Below are 21,975 nucleotides of genomic sequence, written 5' to 3' on the forward strand. Positions count from 1 at the left end.
CCCAGCTCAGAGCCGTCCGACTCCCCCGGCGAGTCACGCTCTCCGGCACACCGAAACACGGTTTCGGGCAGCCCGGGTTTCCTGTTGGCACTGACCGGTTCCACGGGTCGCTCGGCCTTTCGGGCAACCGTCGCCGCAGGCTTGATCGTCGGCCGCCGGGGCGGGCGGTGATCGCCGGTAGCGTCGGCCACGTCGCGAAAATCCCACCCACACAAGGAGAAGCGCGTGTCCGACGAGAACACGGGCCGGGGCGAGTTCGCCAGACGGAGCCTGATCGCGGGCGGCATCGCCGCGGCCGCGACGGCCGCCGTCGCGGCGCCCGCGGTGGCCGATCCGGCGACCACGAGCCAGTCGGAGGAGAAGCTGCTGGGCTACAGCCTTCCGTTGAGCGCCAATGGGACGGCGAACGTCGTGCCCGCGCCGCCGTGGCACTACGCCGGCGACGTGGTCGGCGTCGAGTTCTGGACCACGCCCGCCGCCGCGGCGGCCACGCTCCCGTCCGGACTGACACCGGACCCGACCACCTCCGGCCACGCCTACGCGCTGTTCGTCGACTGGCAGTGGGCCGGTTCCCACCAGGAGTACCTGGATCCGGTGCGCAGCCAGTACTCCGAGTTCCTGATCCTCATGGACGCCCAGTTCCAGGGCAGGGCGGTGGCCTGGTGCCCGTACATCTGGGTCGACAACGACGCCGCGCTGGCCCGGGGCTGGTTCCAGGGCTTCCCCAAGAAGCTGGGCGCCATCCGGCAGACGCGGGCGTTCTCCGTGCCGGGACAGGCATCCCCGGTCGTCGGCCCGGGCGGCCAGTTCGGCGCCAGCCTGTCGGCCGCCGGACGCCGGCTGGCCGAAGCGCAGATCACCCTCCAGGCCCCGTCGGCCACGCTGCCGGCGCTGGGCCGGCCGATCGTGAACCTGCGGCACTTCCCGCGCCTGATCGCCGGCCAGTACGACAACCCGTCCGTGCACGAGCTGACGCAGTCCGTTTTGGACACTCCGGTCGTCGGCAACAACTGGACCGGCACCAGCACCCTGAACTTCTTCACCGCGCCCGGCGAGGAACTGGCCGACCTCCAGCCCGTGCGGACCGGGTCCGGCTTCCGCGGCTCGCTGTCGTACACCGTGACCACGCTGAAGATGCTCTCCGGCCCGGACGCCTAGGGCGTGCCATAAACTGCGGTGATGAGCCTGCGGTTTGCCCTGATCGGTCTCCTGCGCGAACGGCCGGCCAGCGGCTACGACCTGATGCAGGTCTTCGAGAAGTCCCTGCACCAGGTGTGGCCGGCCACCAAGAGCCAGGTCTACGCCGAGCTGGCCAAACTGGCCGACGCCGGGCTGATCGAGGTCACCGACGAGGGCCCGCGCGGGCGGCGGGAGTACGCCCCGACCGAGGCCGGCCTGGCCCAGCTGCGGCACTGGCTGGTGGAGATCACGCCCGAGGAGAACCAGCGCAGCGAGACGCTGCTGCGGGTGTTCCTGCTCGGGGCGGTGGATCGACCGCAGGCCAAGGAGTTCCTGCTGGCCGTCCGGGAGCGCACGCTGGCCGACCTGGCCCGGCTGGACGCGCTGACGGCCAGCATCGACTGGGACCGGCACCGGGACGACGACGATGACCTGGTGCGCTACGGCCTCATGGCGCTGGAGTGGGGCCGCCGCATGATGGAGATGACCCGCGACTGGTCCGAGTGGGCCGCCGCCCGCATCCCCGACTGAACCCTCCACGACTCGCCGAGGCCTTTTCACCCCCGCGAGTCACGCTCTCCGGCACACCGAAACACGGTTTCCGGCACACATGCGCTTCCCATTTGCGCTCAGGTGGCAAATGGGAAGCGCATGTGGCACGTCGGCTAGTTGGTGCTGAAGCCGCTGAAGTCGACCTCGGCGGTGGTGCGGGGCGCGTGCGAGATGGCGTACACGCCGACGTCCTGGGTCGCGGCGGCCGACGGCACGGCGCCGGTGCCCACGAGGTTCCAGGTGACGCCGTCGGTCGAATAGTAGCCGCTGAACGTGTTGCCGCTGCGGGCCAGCTTCAGCCACGCCGGGTACACCGCGGCCGCCACGGAGGCCTGCTGGTCGAGCAGCCCGTCGCCGTCGCTGTCCCAGTCGAGCAGGAACCCGTTGCCGGGCGTCTCGGCCAGGATCACGTGGCCCGCGCCGGCGTTGGCGTTGCTGATGTCGTTGCGCACCATGATGCCGGCCTTGGCCCAGACGTTGCTGTTGGCCTGGGAGTCGATCCGCACGACGGTGGTGGAGCCGTCGTGTTCCTTGCCCGGCAGGTACATCGCGCCGTACTCGTTGGTGCTGCCCCACAGGTCCGCGCCCTGGGCCTGGATGCCGAGCCGGTCACCGAGCTGGCTGAACTGCGCGGTCGTGGAGGCGAACGTCTTGTACGGCCCGGTGACCGGGTGGCTGACGGTCGTCGAGTCCGCCGCCGCGAGCTTGCCCGAACCGCCGATGAGGTAACGGAAGTCGGCGCTGGCGTTGACCGAAGCCGTGGTGAACAGGGCGTCCGACGCGGCGATCGTCACCGTGAACGGGATCCGGATCTTCTCCCCCGGCCACACCACCGACCGCGACGGCACTGACGCCGGCGTCACCGTGGCGCCGGAAGATGCCGTCAGGGCAAGGGAAACACCCCGGACCGGGGTCGAGCCGTTGTCCACGAACTCCAGCACGCCGGTCCGCTTCAGGGGATCGGCCCCGACCGCGTCCCACGTCAGCGAGACCGAGGTGTTGGGCTTGGCCAGCAGATCCGCGTGGTGCAGCGCACGAACCCGGTACAGGGCAACGCCATGCGCCGGCATGTCGGTGGAGATGGTCCCCGTCGACTCCGACTTCGCGCCGGTCCACAGGTCCTGGAGCGAGTAGTCGACGGCACGGGCAAGCCCCAGCGCGGCCGCGGTCGTGGAGACGGCGCGCGGGGCGCCGGCGGTGTTGAACAGGCCGACGATCACGTCGCCGTTGGTCTCCTTCTTGGCGAACACCTGCGTGTCCGCGTCGCCGGAGATCCGCTTGGCGTCGATCCCGTCCTGGTCCACTGCCAGCACGTCGGCGTTGCGCAGCAACGAAAGGTCGCCGGCGTCGAGGTGCGTCAGGTCGGTGCCGAGGATCAGCGGCGACGCGGCCAGCGACCACAGGCTCGCCTGCGTCCTGCGCTCGTCCGGGGTCAGGCCGTCGTTGTCGCCGTTGCCGATCTCCAACGAGTCGTAGTCGTTGAAGCCCTTGGGACCGCCGTTGCCGGCCCACGCCGCGACCTGGTCGAAGCGCGAGGCGACCGACGCCCACGACGTCAGCGGAAAGCTGGAATCGTTGGCGCCGCAGTAACATTCCACGTCGCCGCCGGTGCGCCAGCCGTCGGCCAGGTCCTGCCACGCCTTGGCGTTGTTGATGTCCAGGCTGTTGGACAGCTCCAGGTGGATCTTGCGACCGGTGTTGACCAGCGCCGTGGACCAGGCCTGCACGTCCTGGATGTCCTGCGTGCCAACGCCGTCCAGCTTGAGGTAGTCGACGCCCCACGACGCGAACTGCTTGGCCCAGCCGTCGATGAAGGCCTGGGCTCCGGGCTTGGTGTAGTCGATGCCGACCATGCCGCCGCAGTTGTAGTTGGCCTCGTTGTAGGAGGTCGCGATGTCACGGGCGTGGTAGGGCGTGCCCTCGATGGCGCTGTTCTGCTCCACGGCCTGCTTGGAGATGCCGGGTGTCATGTACAGGCCGAATTTCAGGCCCAGCGAGTGCACGTAGTCGGCGGTGACCTGGATGCCGCTCTTCGATCCCTGCGCTGGAAACTTGGTCGAGTCGATCACCCAGCGGCCGTTCTGGTCCACGTTCGGCCCCTGCGCACCGGGGCACTGGTACCAGAAGTCGTCGATGTTGACGTACTGGTAGCCGAGTTTGGTCAGGCCACTGTCCTTCATGGCCTTGGCCTGCGCCTCGATGATGGCGGCGGTCGGGTTCTTGCGGATGAAGCTCCAGCTGCTCCAGCCCAGCAGCGGCTTGGCCGTCGGCGTGTTGTCGGCGGCGGCCGTGGCCGGCGAACCGACGGCGGCCACGCCGCCGATCGCCAGCAGAACGGCTAATGCCGTGGTCAGGGCGCGTTTCCTCATGCGTCGGCGTTCCTTCCACCCCGGTGTGAAAGCGGCACGACTCCACTCATGAACGAACGGAATCGAACACGACTCGCCAGAGCTCACCAAACGCGCTGACGGGTGTCAAGAGCGGGTGAGGATGTGGGCAGCGGCGGGCGCACACCGGGACGCCCGCCGACGCCGCAGGTCAGGCGGTGCGTCGCCGGACCAGATGCACACCCATACGCAGCACCGGCAACAGCAGCCAGCACAGCGGCGCCAGCGTCGTCACGAACGCGACCGGGATCGACACCACGAACATCAGCACCACCGCGCTCATGAACTCGGTGGTGTTGGCGATCACCTCGTCCGGGGTGTTTGGCCGCAGCAGCCCGCCCCGGCGCAGATCCGAGAAGGCCAACAGCAGGAACAGACCGGCCAGTGCCTGATTCCCGGCGTACACAGTGAACTGCACCGGGAACGCGTCGACCTCGCTGGTCAACAGCTTGGTGGTGAACGGCATCAGCACGATCATGAGCAGCCACAACAGGTTCCACCGGATCACCCGGCCTTCCAGCCCCGCGACGTAGCGGAACAGGCGTTGGTGGATCAGCCAGTGCATGGCCACGGCCGCGAAGCTGATCAGGAACGCGACGTACTCGGTGGAGTGCCCGCCCAGGAACTGGAGCAGGCCGTCATTGCCGTGCACGCCCCCGGTCGGCGTGGGCAGTTCCAGCGCCAGCAGCGTGATGGCGATGGCGATCACCGCGTCCGAGAAGTAGATCAGCCGGTCCGGGGTGCCGACCTCGGGGCGCGCAGCAGTCTCGGACATTTCTTTCCTCTCACGGTCCTGAAATGGACGGTCCAAAGCTTGACCATCACGCGGGCGCGCGTCAAGAGAGAGAACGGTCCAATGTCGGACGGTCAGCGGGCGGTGCGGATCATCTCACCGAGGCGGTAGACCATGCGCGAGCCGTCGCCCGGGCACACCGTGGCCCAGTCCTGCCCGTCACGGCCGCGCGCGACCACGCTGTAGTAGCGGCCGGCGGCGTTGTCGAACCAGCTCATGCCCGGCAGCCGCCGCACCCGGCCGCGCTCGTCGTACAGGCCGACGCCGATCTGCCCGAGCCGCAACACCGCCGGCTCCAGCATGGTCGCGAGGACCTTCTGCTGGTCCTTGGACACCGACGCCGCGGTCCGCCGTGTGACGGCCATCTGCGGCATCGCCGGCCGCCCGTCGCCGGAGGCGCCGACCAGGCCGGCCGGCAGCGAGACCTCCTGCCCGGGCCCGGCTTTCGTCGGCGGCAGCAGGCTCACGATGCTCGCCGCCAACGCCGTGTCCCGGGTCCACTCCAGCCGGACCATCTGTCCTTCTTGGACCATCAGCACGGCGTCCCGCCCCCGCGCCGCCGCGGCCGCGCGCAGCATCGACGACTGCGCGGCCTGCACGTCGACGGTGGAGATGGTGTCCAGCTGGATGTGCGGCCGGGCCACCAGGGCCATCGCCGCCGCAATCGGTTGCGCCACCCGCCCCCGCTCGGTCACGCCCCGCTCTTCGAGGTCGGCATGGACCGCGGCACGGATACGTGACCGTTCCTCATGGGTCTCCCCATAGCTGGGGATCTGGAACGGGTAGGGCGGCGAGCCCAGCCGCAGCTCTTCCCAGAGCACGTCGAACGCGGCCAGGGACACAGTGATGATCGGTGACATCGGCACCGAAGTTACCGCACTTGCCGCGAGCGGACGGGTGGAACGGCGGAGTCACATTGACTCCACCACCCGAGCCGCAGTATGTTCGGACAGAGAACGAGCGTGCGCATTACGAACACCAACACGGTCGACCGGATCACCGGAGGACGGGCAGATGGCACGGATCGGGACCCTCGCGGAGGGGGTGGCGGCGGTCGTCCACGACGGCGACACGGTGGCGTTCGAGGGCTTCACGCACCTCATCCCGTTCGCCGCCGGGCACGAGGTGATCCGGCAGCGGATCCGCGACCTCACGCTGGTCAGAATGACCCCGGACGTGCTCTACGACCAGTTGATCGGCGCCGGCTGCGCCCGCAAGCTGGTGTTCTCCTGGGGCGGCAACCCCGGCGTCGGCTCGCTGCACCGGTTCCGCGACGCCGTGCAGCACGACTGGCCGGCCCCGCTGGAGCTGGAGGAGCACAGCCACGCCGGCATGGCCAACCGCTACGTCGCCGCCGCCTCCGGGCTGCCGTTCGCGGTGCTGCGCGGCTACCGCGGCACCGACCTGCCGGCCCAGACCGACAACATCAAGCCGATCACCTGCCCGTTCACCGGCGAGGTGCTGACCGCGGTGGCGGCGCTGCGGCTGGACTCCGCCGTCATCCACGCGCAGCGGGCCGACCGGCAGGGCAACGTGCAGCTGTGGGGCATCACCGGCGTGCAGAAGGAGGCGGTGCTGGCGGCCAAGCGCTCGCTGGTCACGGTCGAGGAGATCGTGGACGAGCTGGCGCCGGTGCCGGGCGCGGTCGTGCTGCCGTCCTGGGCGGTCGGCCACGTCGCGGCTGTGCCGGGCGGCGCGCATCCCTCCTACGCCGCCGGGTACTCCGTGCGGGACAACGACTTCTACCAGGAATGGGACGCGATCAGCCGGGACCGGGACGAGTTCACGCGCTGGCTGGAGGACCTGAAGTGAGCGAGCTTGCGAGCGAGCCATTCAACACAGGGAGTGCTCTCGCTGCCGACGAAGGAGGCGGCGTGAACTACACGGCCGACGAGATGATGACCGTGGCCGCGGCGCGGGCGCTGGGCGACGGCGTGGTGTGCTTCGTGGGCATCGGCCTGCCGAGCACCGCCGCCAACCTGGCCCGCCGCACCCACGCCCCGAACCTGGTGCTGGTGTACGAGTCGGGCACGCTCGGGGCCAAGCCGGACCGGCTGCCGCTGTCCATCGGCGACGGCATCCTGGCCGAGACCGCCGACGCCGTGATCGGTGTGCCCGAGGTGTTCAACTACTGGCTCCAGCCCGGCCGCATCGACGTGGGCTTCCTCGGCGCGGCCCAGATCGACAAGTTCGGCAACATCAACACCACCGTCATCGGCGGCGACTACCGCAACCCCAAGGTGCGGCTGCCCGGCGCGGGCGGCGCGCCGGAGATCGCGGCCTCCTGCCGGGAGGTCATCGTGGTGGTGCGGCAGAACCAGCGGGCCTTCGTGGACCGGGTCGACTTCGTCACCTCCTTCGGCTTCGGCCGCGGGCCCGGCGAGCGGGAGGCGCTCGGCCTGCGGGGCGGCGGCCCGCGGCGGATCATCACCGATCTCGGTGTGCTGCAACCGGATCCGGACAGCTGCGAGTTCGTGCTCACGCATCTGCACCCGGGCGTGGAGCTGGCCGACGTGAAGGCCGCCACCGGGTGGGACCTCGGCGTCTCCCCCGACCTGAGCCGGTCGGACGCGCCGACCGAGCGGGAACTGTCCGTGCTGCGTGCCCTGAAGGCGGCGTCATGACCACCGACGTGTTCATCGCGGACGCCGTCCGCACCCCCATCGGCAAGTACGCCGGCGGCCTGGCCAAGGTGCGCCCGGACGACCTGGCCGCCAGCACGCTGAAGTCGTTGCTGGCCCGCAGTCCCGAGCTCGACCCGGCCCGCATCGAGGACGTGGTGCTCGGCGACGCCAACGGGGCCGGCGAGGACAACCGGAACGTGGCCCGCATGGCCACGCTGCTGGCCGGCCTGCCGGTATCGGTGCCCGGCAGCACCGTGAACCGCCTGTGCGGCTCCGGCATGGAGGCCGTGATCGGCGCTTCCCGCGCGGTCGCGGTCGGCGACGCCTCGATCATCGTGGCCGGCGGCGTGGAGTCGATGACCCGCGCGCCGTGGGTGCTGCCCAAGCCCGACCACGCCTTCGACCGGGCCCACGAGACGCTGCACTCCACGACGCTGGGCTGGCGCATGGTCAATCCCGCCCTGCCCGACCAGTGGACCGTCAGCCTGGGCGAGGCCACCGAGATCCTGGCCGAGAAACACGGCATCGGGCGTGAGGCCCAGGACGTGTTCGCCGCGGCCAGCCACCACAAGGCCGCGGCCGCCTGGGAGAAGGGCGTGTTCGCGGACGAGATCGTGCAGGTGCCGGGGGCGGAACTGGAGCGGGACGAGAACATCCGTCCCGACACCTCGGTCGAGAAGCTGGCCCGGCTCAGGCCGGCGTTCCGCCCCGACGGCACCATCACCGGCGGCAACGCCTCCCCGCTCAACGACGGCGCCGCCGCGCTGGTCATCGCCGACCAGGCCGGCATCGACTCCTTCGGCGGCCGCCCGCTGGCCCGCATCGCCGCCCGCGCCGCGCACGCCGTCGAGCCCCAGTTCTTCGGCATCGGCCCGGTCGAGGCGGCCAACCGGGCGCTGGCCAAGGCCGGTGTCGGCTGGTCCGATCTGAGCGTGGTCGAGCTCAACGAGGCCTTCGCCGCCCAGTCCCTGGCCTGCCTGTCGCTGTGGCCCGAACTGGATCCGACCATCGTCAACCCGCACGGCGGCGCCATCGCCATCGGGCACCCACTGGGCTGTTCCGGGGCACGCATCCTGGGTTCGCTGGCCTGGGAGCTGCACCGCCGCGGCGGCGGGTGGGGGCTGGCCGCCATCTGCATCGGCGTCGGTCAGGGCCTGGCCGTCGTACTGGAAGCGTGACCTGGAAGCGTGAAGGAGAAGCCGGTGAAACTTCCGCACTACGCCTCGGACGGTGAGTCGCACCCGCCGAACTCCAGCGAGCACTACCGGTCCAGCGTCCTGCGCGCCCCGCACCGACCGTTACAGCTGATCCCCCAGCACCTCACCGAGATCACCGGGCCGCTGCTGGGTGCGGACCGGGTCGGGGAGCTCGACCACGACCTGACCCGGCAGCACGTCGGGGCGCCGCTGGGCGAGCGGATCATCGTCAGCGGCCGGGTGCTCGACGCCAACAGCCGGCCGGTGCCCAACACGCTGGTCGAGGTGTGGCAGGCCAATTCGGCCGGCCGGTACGCCCACGACCGGGACCGGCACGACGCGCCGCTGGACCCCAACTTCAGCGGAGTCGGCCGCACGGTCACCGACGCGCAGGGGAACTACCGGTTCGTCAGCATCAAGCCCGGTGCCTACCCGTGGCGCAACCATGACAACGCCTGGCGGCCCGCGCACATCCACTTCTCCCTGTTCGGCCGGGCCTTCACGCAGCGGCTGATCACCCAGATGTACTTCCCGAACGACCCGCTGTTCCCGTTCGACCCGATCTACAACTCGGTCCGCGACGAGCAGGCCCGGCAGCGCCTGATCGCCCGGTTCGACCTGCCGACCACCCAGCCCGAGTGGGCCCTGTCGTACCAGTTCGACATCGTGCTGCGGGGCAGCGACGCGTCGGTGTTCGAGGACGAGGAGGACGACGAATGACTACTCCGTCCCAGACGGTCGGGCCCTTCTTCGCGCTGCCGGACGGCCTGCCGTGGCCCGACGGCCCGGAGGTGGTCGCCGAGGGCACGCCCGGCGCGGTGGTCATCCGCGGCACCGTGTACGACGGCGCCGGCGATCCCGTGCCCGACGCCATGATCGAGACCTGGCAGGCCAGCGCCGCCGGCCGCTTCGACCACCCTGACGACCCGCGCGGGGCCGTGGACGAGGGCTTCCGCGGTTTCGGCCGCTCGGCCACCGATCCCGAGGGCAATTTCTGGCTCCGCACGGTCAAACCGGGCCCGCTGCCCACGCCCGACGGCGGCGCCGAGGCCCCGCACATCGACGTCACCGTGCTGGCCCGCGGCCTGCTGCAGCGGCTCGTGACCCGCATCTACTGGCCCGACGAGGAACAGGCCAACGCCGCCGACCCGGTGCTGGGGGCCGTGCCGGCCGAGCTGCGGCACACTCTCATCGCCCGGCGGGAGGGCGACGAGCTCCGGTTCGACATCCGCCTCCAGGGTGATAGGGAAACCGTCTTCTTCGAGCTGTGAGGGACGCGTGACGGACTACCGGTGGGCCGGCGCTGACGAGGGCCCGGTGCTGGTCGTGGGCAACTCGCTCGGCGCCGACGCGCGAATGTGGCGGGAGCAGCTGCCCGCGCTCGGCGAACGGTTGCGGCTGCTGCTGATCGACCACCCGGGGCACGGCGGGGCGGCGGCGGTGCCCGGACTCGACACCATCGACGGCCTCGGCGAGCGGACCCTGCACCTGCTCGACGAGGCCGGCGTGGAGCGTGCCCACTACCTCGGGCTGTCGCTGGGCGGCATGGTCGGCCTGTGGCTGGCGGCCAACTCCTCCGAGCGCATCGACCGGCTGGCGGTGTGCTGCACCACGGCGTACTTCGGCACGCCCCAGGCCTGGCGGGACCGAGTGCAGGCGGTGCGGGCCAACGGCACCGCCTCGATCGCCCCACAGGTCGTGGACCGCTGGGTGACCGCGGACCACACCGACCGGGCCTGGCTGGTGGAGATGATGTCCGCCGTCGACGACGAGGGCTACGCGGCGTGCTGCGAGGCCCTGGCCACGCTGGATCTGCGGGCCGCGCTGCCGTCCGTCGCGGCCCCGACGCTGGTGATCGCCGGCGACGCGGACCGGGCCACCCCGGTGGAGCACGGGCAGGCCATCGCCGACGCCGTTCCCGGCGCGCGGCTCAAGGTCGTGCCGGGGGCGCACCTCGCCCCGCTGGAGTCACCCGATGTGGTGACGCCGTTGCTGGTGGAGCACTTCACCTCGGTGCGTCGGCAGGTCCTCGGCGACGCCCACGTGGACCGGGCCCAGGCGGCGACGACCCCGTTCACCGCCGACTTCCAGGACTTCATCGGCCGCTACGCGTGGGAACGAACATCTGGACCCGGCCCGGCCTGGACCGCCGCACCCGCAGCGCCATCACGCTGGCCATGCTGGCCACCCTGCAGCACGAGGACGAGCTGGCCATGCACGTGCGGGCCGCGCTGCGCAACGGGATGACCGCCGAGGAGATCAAGGAGGTGCTGCTTCAGGTCGCGGTGTACGCCGGCGTGCCCACGGCCAACCGGGCGTTCCGTGTCGCCGACCGGGTGCTGTCTACCCTGGACACACCATGAGCGAGCCATCCGGAACCGACACCGAGACATCAGCCCGCGGCAACGCGTTCGTCCAGTCCCTGGAGCGGGGGCTGGCGGTGATCCGCGCGTTCGACGCCGAGCACAGCGAGCTGACGCTCAGCGACGTCGCCCGCAGCACCGGGCTCACCCGGGCCGCCGCCCGACGGTTCCTGCACACCCTGGTCGAGCTGGGCTACATGCGGACCGACGGCCGGCTGTTCGCGCTGCGGCCCCGGATCCTGGAGCTGGGCTACGCCTACCTGTCCAGCATGGGGCTGCCCGAGGTGGCGCAGCCGCACCTGGAGAACCTGGTGTCCAAGGTGCACGAATCGAGCTCGGTGTCCGTGCTGGACGGCGAGGACGTCGTCTATGTGGCCCGCGTGCCGACGAAGCGGATCATGACGGTGTCCATCGCGGTCGGCACCCGGTTCCCGGCCTACGCCACCTCGATGGGCCGAGTGCTGCTGGCCGCGCAGTCCGACGAGTGGCTGGACGCCTACTTCGAGCGGGCGGAACTGCACGCGCTGACCCGGTACACCACGGTGGAGCGGCAGCTGCTGCGCACGATGCTGGAGCACATCCGCACCACCGGCTGGGCCCTGGTGGACCAGGAATTGGAGGTGGGGCTGCGCTCGATCGCGGCGCCCATCCACGACCCGGCCGGTGAGGTGATCGCCGCGGTGAACGTGTCCGCGCACGCCAGCCGGGGCAGCGGCGAGGACATCCGCAACGAACTGCTTCCGCATCTGCTCGGCGCCGCCGAGGCGATCGAACACGATCTGCGCGGCAGCCGTCGCTGAGGATTCGCCACAGGGGGTGTCGGCACAGCGGGATTCGGCACAGGGGGGATTCGGGCGAACGGGCGCGTCCATTTGACGTAAATTCGAAAATCTGAAACAAGTGAAACAAACGAAAGGCCCGCCACCGTTGGTGACGGGCTTCGCTCAGCCGAACCAGGTCAGCCGATAATCAGACGATCTCAGATCGCCCGCACGCCCATGGCCTGCGGGCCCTTCTGGCCCTGACCGACCTCGAACTCGACCTGCTGGTTCTCCTCCAGGGACTTGAAGCCGTTGCCCTGGATCTCCGAGTAGTGCACGAAAACGTCAGCGCCACCATCGGACGGGGCGATGAAGCCGAAGCCCTTTTCCGAGTTGAACCACTTGACGGTGCCCTGAGCCACTTGATCTATCTCCTCAAACAGGTACTACGTCTCGCCGCAACCGCGGCGCTACGGGTCTGATCGCGGACGGGGGACTTCACCCGGTTCCCTGCGAGGAGGACCACCGCCCGCGACTTCTTCCGCGAGCGTGGATACGACACGAACACAGAATGCGACCACACACAGTGAACCACACCGAGTGCTCAAGGTGGAAGTCCGCCACCCGTCCAGGTGTGACCGCTGGCACTTCTCCCTCTTGACGCGACAAGAGTTCACCTCTTAAATCATGACTCGAAATAAGGTGTGACGCGCGCACCGCCACCGAGCCTCACACACCGACGGACCCCTGCGAACCTGTCGAACCGAGGTGCCCTGCCGTGCGACCAACGCTGCTCGTCGTGCCCCTGGTGCTCGTGGCCGGAATGGTGGCGGCCCCGGCCGCCAACGCCGCCAACGAGTCCGTCAACATCTGGCTGACCTCAACCAATGACTCCGGTGGCCGCAACGTCACCCGCGGGCTGCAACAGCAGAGCCCGATCAGCTTCACCGCCGGCACCGGGACCGGCCAGCAGACCATAACGGTCGACGAGAACACCCGGTACCAGCAGTTCGAGGGCGCGGGCGCGTCGTTCACCGACACAACCGCGTACCTGATGAACTCCAGCGGCGCCCTGTCCGCCGCCACCCGCAACGCCACCATGCAGAAGCTGTTCGACCCGGTCAACGGCATCGGGCTGAGCTTCCTGCGCAACCCCATGGGCGCGTCGGACCTGGCCCGCTACAGCTACACCTACGACGACGGCGCGGCCGACCCCAACCTGACCCGCTTCAGCCTGTCGCACGACCTGGTCGACGTCATCCCGCTGACCAAGCAGGCCAAGCAGCTCAACCCGCAGCTGAAGGTCATGGCCTCGCCGTGGACCGCGCCGCCGTGGATGAAGGACAACAACTCCTACATCCAGGGCTGGCTGCAGTCGCAGTACTACCAGGCCTACGCCAACTACTTCGTCAAGTACATCCAGGGCTTCCAGGCTCAGGGCGTGCCGGTCGACTACGTGTCCGAGCAGAACGAGCCGACGGTCGGCGGCAACTACCCCGGCATGAACTGGAACGGCTCGGGCCTGGCCGTGTTCGCCAAGAACAACCTGCTGCCGGCGCTGCACAACGCGGGCCTGTCGACCAAGGTGCTGGCCCTGGACTGGAACTGGGACAGCTACGACAGCTTCGCCGCCCCGACCGTCAACGACGCGTCGATCCGCAACGACCCGAACTTCGGCGGCGTGGCGTGGCACGGCTACGAGGGCGACGTCTCGGAGCAGACCACGATCCACAACCAGTACCCGTCGATGAACATGTACGAGACCGAGCACTCGGGCGGCAACTGGATCGGCAATCAGCAGAACGAGGACATGAACAACATCATCGACTACACCCGCAACTGGGACCGTAGCGTGGTGAAGTGGAGCCTCGCCGTCGATGAGCACCAGGGCCCCAACAACGGCGGCTGCAGCACCTGCACCGGCCTGATCACCGTGCACCAGAACGACAATCGCGGCCAGGTCGACTACAACATCGAGTACTACGACATGGGCCAGCTGACCAAGTTCGTGAAGCCGGGCGCCACCCGCATCGCCTCCAACGACAGCGCGGTGCGCAACGTCGCGTGGATCAACCCGGACGGCTCCAAGGCCCTCGTGGCCTACAACCCCAGCGGCAGCGCGCAGAGCGTGCGGGTCAACTGGGGCAACGAGTCCTTCACCTACTCGGTGCCCGCCGCCACCAGCGCCACGTTCACCTGGAACGGCACGCAGGGCGGCACCACCACCCCGCCGCCCGGTGGCCGCACCATCACCGGCATCGGCGGCAAGTGCGTCGACGTGGCCGGCGCCAACTCGGCCAACGGCACCCAGGTGCAGATCTACACCTGCAACGGCACCGCCGCGCAGACCTGGACCCAGTCCGGCAGTGCGCTGCAGTCGCTGGGCAAGTGCCTCGACGTCTCCGGCGCCAGCACCGCCAACGGGGCCAAGGTCCAGCTGTACGACTGCAACGGCTCCGGCGCCCAGCAATGGACCCAGAACGGACAGCACGAACTCGTCAACACCGGTTCGGGTAAATGCCTCGACGCCACGAACCAGAGTTCGGCCGATGGAACTCCGCTCCAGATCTGGACCTGCGCCGGCGGCGCGAACCAACAGTGGACGCTCAACTGACGTCCTGATCGTCCGAATTCTCCGTCCCGGCCCGTCGCGCGTTCCGCCCGCGATGGGTCGGGACGGCTCCAGCATTCCTAAAACCGGCCCTGAGCTGCGGTTTTACGTCCGAACGCACTATTGATCGCTGCCCGATCGGGCGGTATGAATACCGCACGGAATCAGCGCGTGGTCTCCCCGCCGTCAGGCTCGCGCCCATTTCGTGAAATGCCGGATCTTCACCCCTGCCTGCACGATTCCGGCCGTGCGATACCCGTAGGAGATCGACCATGCGCATCACGACAAGAGCGGTGTTGGCCGCCGCGCTACCGTTGGCGGCGACCGCGGCCATGGTGGCCGCACCGGCCGCGACGGCGGCCCCGGCCGCGGGCGGGGCCTTCCCGGCCCACTACTCCGCGCCCTACCTCCAGGTCAGCGACGCCGACGCGGGCCAGATGGCCTCGGACATGAACGCGACCGGCACCAAGTTCTACACGCTGGCGTTCCTGACGCCGCAGTCCGGCTGCACGCCGGTCTGGGAGGCCAACGGCACCGGCGTCGGCTCGTTCAAGTCGCAGATCACCGCGCTGCAGAACGCCGGCGGCAACGTGATCCCCTCCTTCGGCGGCGCCGAGGGCGGCGAGCTGGCCCAGACCTGCACGAACGTGTCCAGCCTGACCGCCGCGTACGCCAACGTCGTCAACCAGTACGGCACCAACCGCCTGGACTTCGACATCGAGGGTGGCGTCATCAAGGACACCGCGTCGATCGCCCGGCGCGACCAGGCCCTGGCCGCGCTCCAGGCCCAGAACCCGAACGTGCAGGTCGACTACACCCTCGGCGTCGGCTCCGACGGCCTCGAGGGCGACCAGATGACCGTCCTCAACGACGCCAAGGCCAAGGGCGTCAAGGTCAGCGTCATCAACCTGATGGTGATGGACTTCTACGACGGACAGCCCGTCATCAACGACGCGCTGTCGGCCGCTCGCAACGCCGCCAACCAGATCGCCGGCCTGTACGGGATCTCCACCTCCGCCGCCTACGGCATGATGGGCCTGACCCCCATCGCCGGCCGCAACGACGACGGCGCCCAGTTCAGCCAGACCGACGCCCAGACGCTGGAGACCTTCGCGGCCCAGAACGGCGTGGCCGAGCTGTCCTTCTGGGAGCTTCAGGACTACGACCGGGCCACCGGCTACGCCTACTCCCGGATCTTCCAGAAGCTCACCGGCGGCACCACTCCGCCCCCGCCGCCGCCCGGCGGCGGCACCATCACCGGCATCGGCGGCAAGTGCGTCGACGTCGCCGGGGCCAACTCCGCCAACGGCACCCAGGTGCAGATCTACACCTGCAACGGCACCGCCGCACAGACGTGGTCGCACTCCGGCAACTCGTTGCAGGCCCTCGGCAAGTGCCTCGACGTCTCCGGCGCCAGCACCGCCAACGGCGCCAAGGTCCAGCTGTACGACTGCAACGGCTCCGGCGCCCAGCAGTGGACCGTCAACGCGCAGAAGGAGCTCGTGAACACCGGCTCCGGCAAGTGCCTCGACGCCACCAACCAGAGCTCCGCCGACGGCACCCCGCTCCAGATCTGGACCTGCGCCGGCGGCGCCAACCAGCAGTGGACCCTCAACTGAGGTAACCCCCCGCCACAGCGAAGGGGCCTGCCAACGCCAGGGCAGGCCCCTTTGCGCCGGGGTCACCCCACCTTGATCAGCCGGGAGCCGTGGGACGGGACGGCCGTCGCGGTCCAACTTCCGTTGAACGAGCCCAGATCCGTGCGTGACACCAGGTCCCGCACCGGATGGCTGCCGCTGACCCCGAGATCGCTCCAGTTCACGGTGACGTTCGCCGTCGAGGAGCCCATGTTGTACACGGCCACCGCCCAGCTCCCGTCGGGCATCTGCTTACGCCACTTCTGCAGGGTGCCTCCGGTCACGCGGGTCGGGAACCGCGAGGCCTGGTCCACCGCAACCACTTCCGGGTTGGTCAGGATGGAAACCGCCCCGCTGTCAAGGAAGTAGACGTCGCCGCCGACCCACAGGGGCGCCGAGGCCATCGACCAGAAGGTCATCACGCTCTGGCGTTCGGTGCTGGTGATGCCGTCCTGGATGGCCTGGCCCGAGTTGTTGGAGATGGGCATCGAGTCCAGGTTCGGGAAGTAGCCCGCCTGCAGGCCGGACAGCCAGTTCGGCAGGTCGTTCCACCGAACGCTGACGGAACTGGACCAGGTCGACAAGGTTCCGCAGTAGCACTCGACGTCCGTGTCGATGCGAACATCGTTGGTGTAGCTGGAAAGTTGCGACTCGATGGACTGGGGCACGGGCCAGGCGCTGGTGCTGAGCCAGATGCTGCGGCCCGCCTGGTCGATGGCCCGGGACCAGGCCTGGATGTCGGCCACGTTGTCAGTCGTCGTGCCGTCGACCTTGATCAGGTCGACGCCCCAGGAGGCGAAGCGGCTGGCGATGGAGTTGATGTAGGCCTGGGCGCAGGAGTTGGCGTAGTTGATCTTCCACGAGCTGCCCCAGCCATTGGTGGCGGTCAGGGGCTGCTGGGCGATGTCCTGGGTGTGGCAGCTGGTGCCGAGGATGGGCGCGTTCTTGTCGTAGACGCCCTTGTCCAGTCCCACGGTGGTGTACAGCCCGAGCAGCAGACCCTCGCCGTGGACGTGGCCGGCCACACCGGCGATGCCGTTGGGGAATCTGGTCGGGTCGGGGTCCGGAATTCCGTTGCCGTCGGTGTGGCCGTGGAAGGCCAGGTCAGCGTTCCAGCCGGAGTCGATGTCGATGTACCGGTACCCCGCCGACTTCAGCTTCGACGCCACCGCGTCCGCCGCACCCTCGACGTGCGACTCGGTCAGCCAGCTCGTGCCGTACGTGGCCCGGGCCGAGGCCTCCACGCTCCAGCTGCTCCACCCCATCCCCGGCATCGCGAAGCCGGTCCGGGCATCCGCCGGGCTCGCGCCCGGTAGCAGCAGAGCGACGGCGGCCAACGCCGCCGCACCCGCCATGAGACGACTGGGCATGGCAGTCTCTTTTCTCCCGGTCCACGCTGATCAGGGAAAACTCACCGTAGCCCCGCTAAATTTCCGCCGTCAACTATCTCTTGCAGCGCGAGTCCCGCTCGCGGACAGCCATGAAGCAGCTTCCGAACCCCGGCGAGTCCCGCTCAGCGGCACACCGAAATACGGTTCCGGGCAGGTGTGGCCGACGCGCCGCTAGCCCGGGCAACCGGTCCGCGCGAGCACGCCGAGGCCCTGGACCTCAGTGCCGGGGCCGAGGTCGCGCGGTAGGACGGACAGGGCGGAGGCGACGTCGTTGGCGTTGCCCGAATCGGGGACGTTGTACTCGGCCTGGAGCCGGCGGTAGCGGTCATGGAAGCGGACGGCGGCCTCCCGGCCGACGTGGTTCGACAGGATGTCGTTGAAGGAGTCCTCGGGCCACGGGTCGGGTTCGTGCGGGAGGCGGAAGCCGGCCTCACCGGGGTGGGGCGGGCCGATCTGCTGCTCGGGCACCATGAGGTCGTACCAACGGATCAGTTCGCCGTGCTCGGCGATGAACCACGAGGTGGTGGAGTCCCCGTAGCTCTTCAGGTACAGGTGCGCGGCGCCGAGGCGGCGGCTCAACGACGCGCACCGCTCACGGCGCACGGCGCGGCGCGCGGCCTCGTCGGCAGCCATTTGTTTGACCCCATAGGGATCGTCCTCGCCGGGCGGGAGCGTGCCGACGGCGTGGCGGTCGACGGACGGCTCACCGAACACGAGGGTCCAGCCGTCCAACACGGGGCTCACGTAGACGACGGAGCACCGGCCGTGGTCCGACCACCACCGGGTGCCCTCGAACCGCCAAGCCAGCCGCCCCATGCGCATGGTCACCGGCACGGGCGACGAGAAGCCGAACGCGTCGAGCGCCGCGGCCCGGTCGCCGGTCGGCAAGGCGTACCAGAACTCGCATTCGCTGAACGGCAACGGCTTCTCGGCCGGCAGCAGGGCGGGGTCGAACGGCTCACGCAGGGTGGCCAGCACCGCCAACGCCGCTTCCCGCAGCGCCGACGACGACAACGCCGCCCGCACCTCGGCGATCTCCGCGGGCCCGAAGTCCTTCAGGGAGAACGGGTTGTAGTCGCCGTCGGCGGCGATCCGGCTCAACAGCTCGGCAACGTCCACGCCCCGAACTATAGGTATCGCCGCGCCGACGCCGCGAAGGCGGCTTTGGGTTCCCACCCGCCCTCGACGACCCGCACCACGCCGTAGCTCGCGAGGTCCGACCGTGAACATGCTCAGCTCCGCCCCGGCAAGCAGCACGACCTCGGAGACGAAGGGCTCGAACCTCAGGCACACCAACGGAATTTCGAGCCGCGGCTCACAGCTAGTCCACTACGGCGCCGAAGGTGACGACCAAGGAGCACAGCCAGACCTTCACCAGGTCCCACAGCAATGCCCGCCGACGGGCGTCCCTGCGCACGATGTCGAGGCGCTCGACGCCTTGACCTCGATCGCCGGCTAGAGCGACATCAGGCCCATCACCAGCGAGGTCGGCATGAGCAGAATGATCATCGCGCAGCCGATGAACCAGTCCCGGACCAGGTCCATCAACTCCGGCCGATCCCGGGTGTCCCGCATGACCAGGCACAGCCCCACCAGCGCCTTGCCGATGGTGGCCCCGATCAGCCGCTGCAGGAACACCCGGTGCGCGCACGACACCAGCGCGTAGGCGGTGACGGCCACCTCGACCTGCCACCAGAAGTGGGCGTCGGGCACGGCCGTGGCGAACAAGCGCCAGGCGGACAGGGCGACGGCCAGGTGCAGCCCGGCGTCCACGAGGAACGCCACGGTCCGCCGGACCGGGTGCCGCTGCTGCTCGTGCACGTCCCGACGGCGAACGCAGACCAGTTCGCTGATCTCCTCGACGGGCTCCGTCTCGGCCTTGGTGGTGTCCACGGGTGCCATGGGTCGCATGTACCGATAACGCCGAAAAGCCCCGAACGGTTGCCCGGGACTTCTCGGCCGAACGGGTGTCAGATCTCGATGGTGTGCTTGGGGCCGGTGAACCACTTGCGGGCCGAGGCGAACCACCAGATGGCGATCAGCAGCACCAGCCCGCCGACGGCCAGCGGGGCGTAGTTCACGGCGGTCCAGCTGAAGTCGGCGGCGCCGGGCACGCCGGCCGGAACAGTGGGCAGGATGAAGTACACCGAGATGATGACGATCTCGATGATGGCCGTCCAGCACATCCACTTGTAGTTGCGGCCCAACGACCACGGCCCGGGCACGAACGAGGAGCCGGCCCGCAGCCGCAGGGCGATGGGGATCAGGAACGCCAGGTACAGCCCGATCACCGCCACCGACACGACGGCGTAGAACGCGGTGGGCACGCCGGCGGAGCTCTTGTACAGGGCGGGAAGCGTGAGCACGAGACCGGCGACGCAGGAGCCGATCACGGCGTTCACCGGCACCCGGTTGGCGTTCAGCTTGGACCACAGCCGGTGGCCGGGGACCGCGCCGTCCCGGCTGAAGGCGTAGCTCATCCGGGACGTGCTGGTCACGCAGCTCATGCCGCAGAAGAACTGGCCGATGGCCGAGATGCCGATGACCACGATGGCCAGGTTGGAGTTGAGCGCCGTGGTGATGATCGAGCCGACGAAGCCGGCCTGCTTGTTGATCTCGTCGACGTTGGTGGCGGCGAACAGGAAGGCCAGCAGCAGGACCCAGCCGCCGATCGCCGAGTACAGAATGGACTGCCAGATGCCGCGGGCGGCGGTGCGCGCGGCGCCCTTGGTCTCCTCGGAGATGTGCGCGCAGGCGTCGAAGCCGGTGATCGTGTACTGGGTGAGCAGAAAACCCAGCGGCAGCACGTAGAACCAGTAGGTGCCGTCGGCGAAGCCGGAGTTGTTGATCCGCTGGGTGAACACGAACGCGAAGCTCTGGTGCGAGGTGGGTGCGAAGGCCAGGATCGCCACCACGGCCACGACGCCGACCACGTGCCAGTACACGGAGACGTTGTTGAGCATGGCGACCAGGTGGCTGCCGAAGATGTTGATCAGCGCGTGCAGCACCAGCACGATCACGAAGATGACGAAGATCTCGTTGAGCGTGCCCTCCCACCCGGAGTCCACAAGGGACAGGAAGAAGGAGATGAAGGTGGCGCAGCCGTAGTCGACGGATGCGGTCACGGCGACCAGCCCGACCAGGTTGAGCCACCCGGTGAACCAGCCGTGCACCGGCTTGCCCAGTTTCGAGGCCCACCAGTAGATGCCGCCGGCGGTGGGGAACGCCGACACCAGCTCGGACATGCACAGCCCGATGATCAGGATGAAGGCCGAGATCACCGGCCAGCCCCAGCTGATCGCCACCGGGCCGCCGTTGTTCCAGGCCTGGCCGAAGGTGGTGAAGCAGCCGGACAGGATGGAGATGATGGAGAAGGAGATGGCGAAGTTGGAGAAGCCGCTCCACGTCCGGCGCAACTCCTGCCGGTAGCCCAGTCGGGCCAGTGTTGTCGCGTCGTCGTCGATGTGCTCGACCTGCTCGCTCACGGCTACCTCCGCACTGTGTCCAGCAACGCTCCCAGCCCGGGGTCGCCGAGATCGCTCAGCGCCCGCCCCCACTTCGCGGCCGCCTCGGCCGCGTAGTCGAAGTCGGCGGCGGCCCGGCCGCCAAGTAGTCCACTGTGGACCGTGAACCAGAGCGTCCAGGTCACGTTGGACATCGTCCGGTACAGCCGCACCCTGGCCAGCAGTTCCGGGGAACGGTCCCGACCGAAGTAGGCGTCGGCCAGCCGCGTCACGCCGTCCACGTCGAGCAGCGCCTCGGCGGCGATGTCCCCCAGCTCGAAACAGGGGTCGTTCTGGCCGGACAGCTGGTAGTCGACGATGCGCACGCGGCCGCCGTCGGCGATGAAGTTCTCGGCCAACAGGTCGTTGTGGCACGGCACGCGCGGCACCGGCCGGGCGGCCAGCGCCTCCCGGATGCGGGCCACCAGCGGCAGCTGGTCGGCGTAGCCCTCGGGCAGCCCCAGCCCGTTCCGGTCGCACAGCGCGAGGAACTCGGCCAGCTTGTCGAAGATGTCGAAATCGTTGCCGAACGGCCGCCCCGAGTGCAGCCGGCGGCACGCGGCGGCGATCCCCTCCAGATGGGCCGGCACGTCGGCGGTCGACAGCGTCACGCCGTCCACGTACTCCAGCACCAGGGCGTGCTCGTCGGGCAGGACGCGCAGCACCTTCGGCCCGGCCCCGGTCTCGGCCGCCTGCACGGTGTTGGCGATCTCCTGGGCCATGGGCACGCCCAGGCCGGCCTCGGCGACGGCCGGGTCGAGCACCCGCAGCACGAACCGTCTCCCGCCGGCGTCCACCCGCACGACCCGGTGGCTGAGCCCGCCCTTGATCACGGTCAGCTCGACCGGCCCGGCGAACTCGGGCACCTGGGAGACGATCGATTCCACCACGGGCTCGTCCAGCACCACCTGACCGCGCCTCCCGCCATCGGACGAACGTGATCAGCAAGTGTCGGCCCGCGGCTGGCCAGCGTCAACC

The 21,975-nt window shown here is 69.4% G+C and carries 19 protein-coding genes and 2 pseudogenes; 12 read left to right on the forward strand and 9 right to left on the reverse strand.

Translation table 11 applies throughout. From position 1 onward, the window contains the following. The first annotated feature begins 225 nt into the window (after positions 1–225). Together KUTG_RS13670 and KUTG_RS13675 are read left to right on the forward strand one after the other, a co-directional pair. Positions 226–1,158 (forward strand): acetoacetate decarboxylase family protein, encoded by a 933-nt coding sequence (locus tag KUTG_RS13670; protein ID WP_198047151.1) that lies wholly within the window; start codon positions 226–228, stop codon positions 1,156–1,158. Between the two features lie 21 nt (positions 1,159–1,179). Further along, positions 1,180–1,710 carry a PadR family transcriptional regulator gene (locus KUTG_RS13675; RefSeq protein WP_043717184.1) on the forward strand — a complete coding sequence of 177 codons (531 nt, stop codon included), beginning with the start codon at positions 1,180–1,182 and terminating at the stop codon, positions 1,708–1,710. A gap of 134 nt (positions 1,711–1,844) precedes the next feature. Here KUTG_RS13675 and KUTG_RS13680 read toward each other — a convergent pair whose 3' ends face one another. The 3 genes from KUTG_RS13680 to KUTG_RS13690 all read right to left on the reverse strand — a co-directional run bounded on the left by KUTG_RS13680 (position 1,845) and on the right by KUTG_RS13690 (position 5,771). Continuing rightward, on the reverse strand, positions 1,845–4,100 hold the full coding sequence (locus KUTG_RS13680) for an alpha-galactosidase (RefSeq protein ID WP_043717185.1): 2,256 nt from the start codon (positions 4,098–4,100) through the stop codon (positions 1,845–1,847). A gap of 169 nt (positions 4,101–4,269) precedes the next feature. Then, complete coding sequence (locus KUTG_RS13685; RefSeq protein ID WP_052394447.1) at positions 4,270–4,893, reverse strand: TMEM175 family protein; 624 nt, start codon at positions 4,891–4,893, stop codon at positions 4,270–4,272. Between the two features lie 92 nt (positions 4,894–4,985). Continuing rightward, on the reverse strand, positions 4,986–5,771 hold the full coding sequence (locus KUTG_RS13690; RefSeq protein ID WP_084579291.1) for an ESX secretion-associated protein EspG: 786 nt from the start codon (positions 5,769–5,771) through the stop codon (positions 4,986–4,988). 154 nt (positions 5,772–5,925) lie between these two features. Between KUTG_RS13690 and KUTG_RS13695 the strand changes: the two genes are divergently transcribed. The 8 genes and pseudogenes from KUTG_RS13695 (at position 5,926) to KUTG_RS13730 (ending at position 11,894) form a co-directional block, all read left to right on the forward strand. Next, entirely contained in the window at positions 5,926–6,723 is a 798-nt protein-coding gene (locus KUTG_RS13695; protein ID WP_043717189.1) for a CoA transferase subunit A, read from the forward strand. An 83-nt stretch (positions 6,724–6,806) separates the two neighbouring features. Continuing rightward, positions 6,807–7,535, forward strand: coding sequence for a CoA-transferase subunit beta (locus tag KUTG_RS13700; RefSeq protein ID WP_052396583.1), 729 nt, complete (start codon positions 6,807–6,809; stop codon positions 7,533–7,535). After that, positions 7,532–8,713 carry an acetyl-CoA C-acyltransferase gene (locus KUTG_RS13705; protein ID WP_043717192.1) on the forward strand — a complete coding sequence of 394 codons (1,182 nt, stop codon included), beginning with the start codon at positions 7,532–7,534 and terminating at the stop codon, positions 8,711–8,713. Before KUTG_RS13700 ends, KUTG_RS13705 begins: the two co-directional genes overlap by 4 nt. A 24-nt stretch (positions 8,714–8,737) precedes the next feature. After that, on the forward strand, positions 8,738–9,451 hold the full coding sequence (pcaH, locus tag KUTG_RS13710) for a protocatechuate 3,4-dioxygenase subunit beta (protein WP_084581107.1): 714 nt from the start codon (positions 8,738–8,740) through the stop codon (positions 9,449–9,451). After that, complete coding sequence (pcaG, locus tag KUTG_RS13715; RefSeq protein WP_043717194.1) at positions 9,448–10,002, forward strand: protocatechuate 3,4-dioxygenase subunit alpha; 555 nt, start codon at positions 9,448–9,450, stop codon at positions 10,000–10,002. The genes pcaH and pcaG overlap by 4 nt, the downstream gene beginning before the upstream one ends. Positions 10,003–10,057: 55 nt before the next feature. After that, positions 10,058–10,702, forward strand: a pseudogene (locus KUTG_RS63500) (alpha/beta fold hydrolase); the annotation flags it as partial. Between the two features lie 9 nt (positions 10,703–10,711). Continuing rightward, positions 10,712–11,094, forward strand: a pseudogene (gene pcaC, locus KUTG_RS63505) (4-carboxymuconolactone decarboxylase). After that, complete coding sequence (locus tag KUTG_RS13730) at positions 11,091–11,894, forward strand: IclR family transcriptional regulator domain-containing protein (RefSeq protein ID WP_043717195.1); 804 nt, start codon at positions 11,091–11,093, stop codon at positions 11,892–11,894. Before pcaC ends, KUTG_RS13730 begins: the two are co-directional and overlap by 4 nt. A gap of 179 nt (positions 11,895–12,073) precedes the next feature. On the opposite strand, the gene KUTG_RS13735 is transcribed toward KUTG_RS13730, so the two are convergent. Continuing rightward, on the reverse strand, positions 12,074–12,277 hold the full coding sequence (locus KUTG_RS13735; protein ID WP_043717197.1) for a cold-shock protein: 204 nt from the start codon (positions 12,275–12,277) through the stop codon (positions 12,074–12,076). A 356-nt stretch (positions 12,278–12,633) separates the two neighbouring features. Here KUTG_RS13735 and KUTG_RS13740 point away from each other — a divergent pair, with 356 nt between their 5' ends. Together KUTG_RS13740 and KUTG_RS13745 are read left to right on the forward strand one after the other, a co-directional pair. Next, positions 12,634–14,469 carry a ricin-type beta-trefoil lectin domain protein gene (locus KUTG_RS13740; RefSeq protein ID WP_232240790.1) on the forward strand — a complete coding sequence of 612 codons (1,836 nt, stop codon included), beginning with the start codon at positions 12,634–12,636 and terminating at the stop codon, positions 14,467–14,469. A 269-nt stretch (positions 14,470–14,738) separates the two neighbouring features. Beyond that, positions 14,739–16,085, forward strand: coding sequence for a ricin-type beta-trefoil lectin domain protein (locus KUTG_RS13745; protein WP_063753519.1), 1,347 nt, complete (start codon positions 14,739–14,741; stop codon positions 16,083–16,085). 62 nt (positions 16,086–16,147) lie between these two features. Here KUTG_RS13745 and KUTG_RS13750 read toward each other — a convergent pair whose 3' ends face one another. The 5 genes from KUTG_RS13750 to KUTG_RS13770 form a co-directional block, all read right to left on the reverse strand. Continuing rightward, on the reverse strand, positions 16,148–17,473 hold the full coding sequence (locus tag KUTG_RS13750) for a glycoside hydrolase family 27 protein (protein WP_232240791.1): 1,326 nt from the start codon (positions 17,471–17,473) through the stop codon (positions 16,148–16,150). A 192-nt stretch (positions 17,474–17,665) separates the two neighbouring features. Further along, positions 17,666–18,613 (reverse strand): hypothetical protein, encoded by a 948-nt coding sequence (locus KUTG_RS13755; RefSeq protein ID WP_052394452.1) that lies wholly within the window; start codon positions 18,611–18,613, stop codon positions 17,666–17,668. A 336-nt stretch (positions 18,614–18,949) separates the two neighbouring features. Beyond that, on the reverse strand, positions 18,950–19,396 hold the full coding sequence (locus KUTG_RS13760) for an RDD family protein (RefSeq protein WP_198047152.1): 447 nt from the start codon (positions 19,394–19,396) through the stop codon (positions 18,950–18,952). A 68-nt stretch (positions 19,397–19,464) separates the two neighbouring features. Continuing rightward, the gene (locus KUTG_RS13765) at positions 19,465–20,979 is read right to left on the reverse strand and encodes an amino acid permease (RefSeq protein ID WP_043717201.1); all 1,515 of its coding nucleotides are present in this window, start codon (positions 20,977–20,979) and stop codon (positions 19,465–19,467) included. 2 nt (positions 20,980–20,981) lie between these two features. Further along, a complete protein-coding gene (locus KUTG_RS13770; RefSeq protein WP_052394454.1) occupies positions 20,982–21,905 on the reverse strand; it encodes a phosphotransferase in 924 nt (307 codons plus the stop codon). Positions 21,906–21,975 lie beyond the last annotated feature (70 nt).

Source organism: Kutzneria sp. 744, assembly GCF_000568255.1.
Taxonomy (GTDB): Bacteria; Actinomycetota; Actinomycetes; order Mycobacteriales; family Pseudonocardiaceae; genus Kutzneria.

Excerpts from the sequence above, each read along its gene's own strand:
- KUTG_RS13675 (WP_043717184.1), top strand. The coding sequence starts at position 1,180 with ATGAGCCTGCGGTTTGCCCTGATCGGTCTCCTGCGCGAACGGCCGGCC.
- KUTG_RS13680 (WP_043717185.1), bottom strand. The coding sequence starts at position 4,100 with ATGAGGAAACGCGCCCTGACCACGGCATTAGCCGTTCTGCTGGCGATC.
- KUTG_RS13685 (WP_052394447.1), bottom strand. The coding sequence starts at position 4,893 with ATGTCCGAGACTGCTGCGCGCCCCGAGGTCGGCACCCCGGACCGGCTG.
- KUTG_RS13690 (WP_084579291.1), bottom strand. The coding sequence starts at position 5,771 with ATGTCACCGATCATCACTGTGTCCCTGGCCGCGTTCGACGTGCTCTGG.
- KUTG_RS13695 (WP_043717189.1), top strand. The coding sequence starts at position 5,926 with ATGGCACGGATCGGGACCCTCGCGGAGGGGGTGGCGGCGGTCGTCCAC.
- KUTG_RS13700 (WP_052396583.1), top strand. The coding sequence starts at position 6,807 with ATGATGACCGTGGCCGCGGCGCGGGCGCTGGGCGACGGCGTGGTGTGC.
- KUTG_RS13705 (WP_043717192.1), top strand. The coding sequence starts at position 7,532 with ATGACCACCGACGTGTTCATCGCGGACGCCGTCCGCACCCCCATCGGC.
- pcaG (WP_043717194.1), top strand. The coding sequence starts at position 9,448 with ATGACTACTCCGTCCCAGACGGTCGGGCCCTTCTTCGCGCTGCCGGAC.
- KUTG_RS13730 (WP_043717195.1), top strand. The coding sequence starts at position 11,091 with ATGAGCGAGCCATCCGGAACCGACACCGAGACATCAGCCCGCGGCAAC.
- KUTG_RS13745 (WP_063753519.1), top strand. The coding sequence starts at position 14,739 with ATGCGCATCACGACAAGAGCGGTGTTGGCCGCCGCGCTACCGTTGGCG.
- KUTG_RS13750 (WP_232240791.1), bottom strand. The coding sequence starts at position 17,473 with ATGCCCAGTCGTCTCATGGCGGGTGCGGCGGCGTTGGCCGCCGTCGCT.
- KUTG_RS13760 (WP_198047152.1), bottom strand. The coding sequence starts at position 19,396 with ATGGCACCCGTGGACACCACCAAGGCCGAGACGGAGCCCGTCGAGGAG.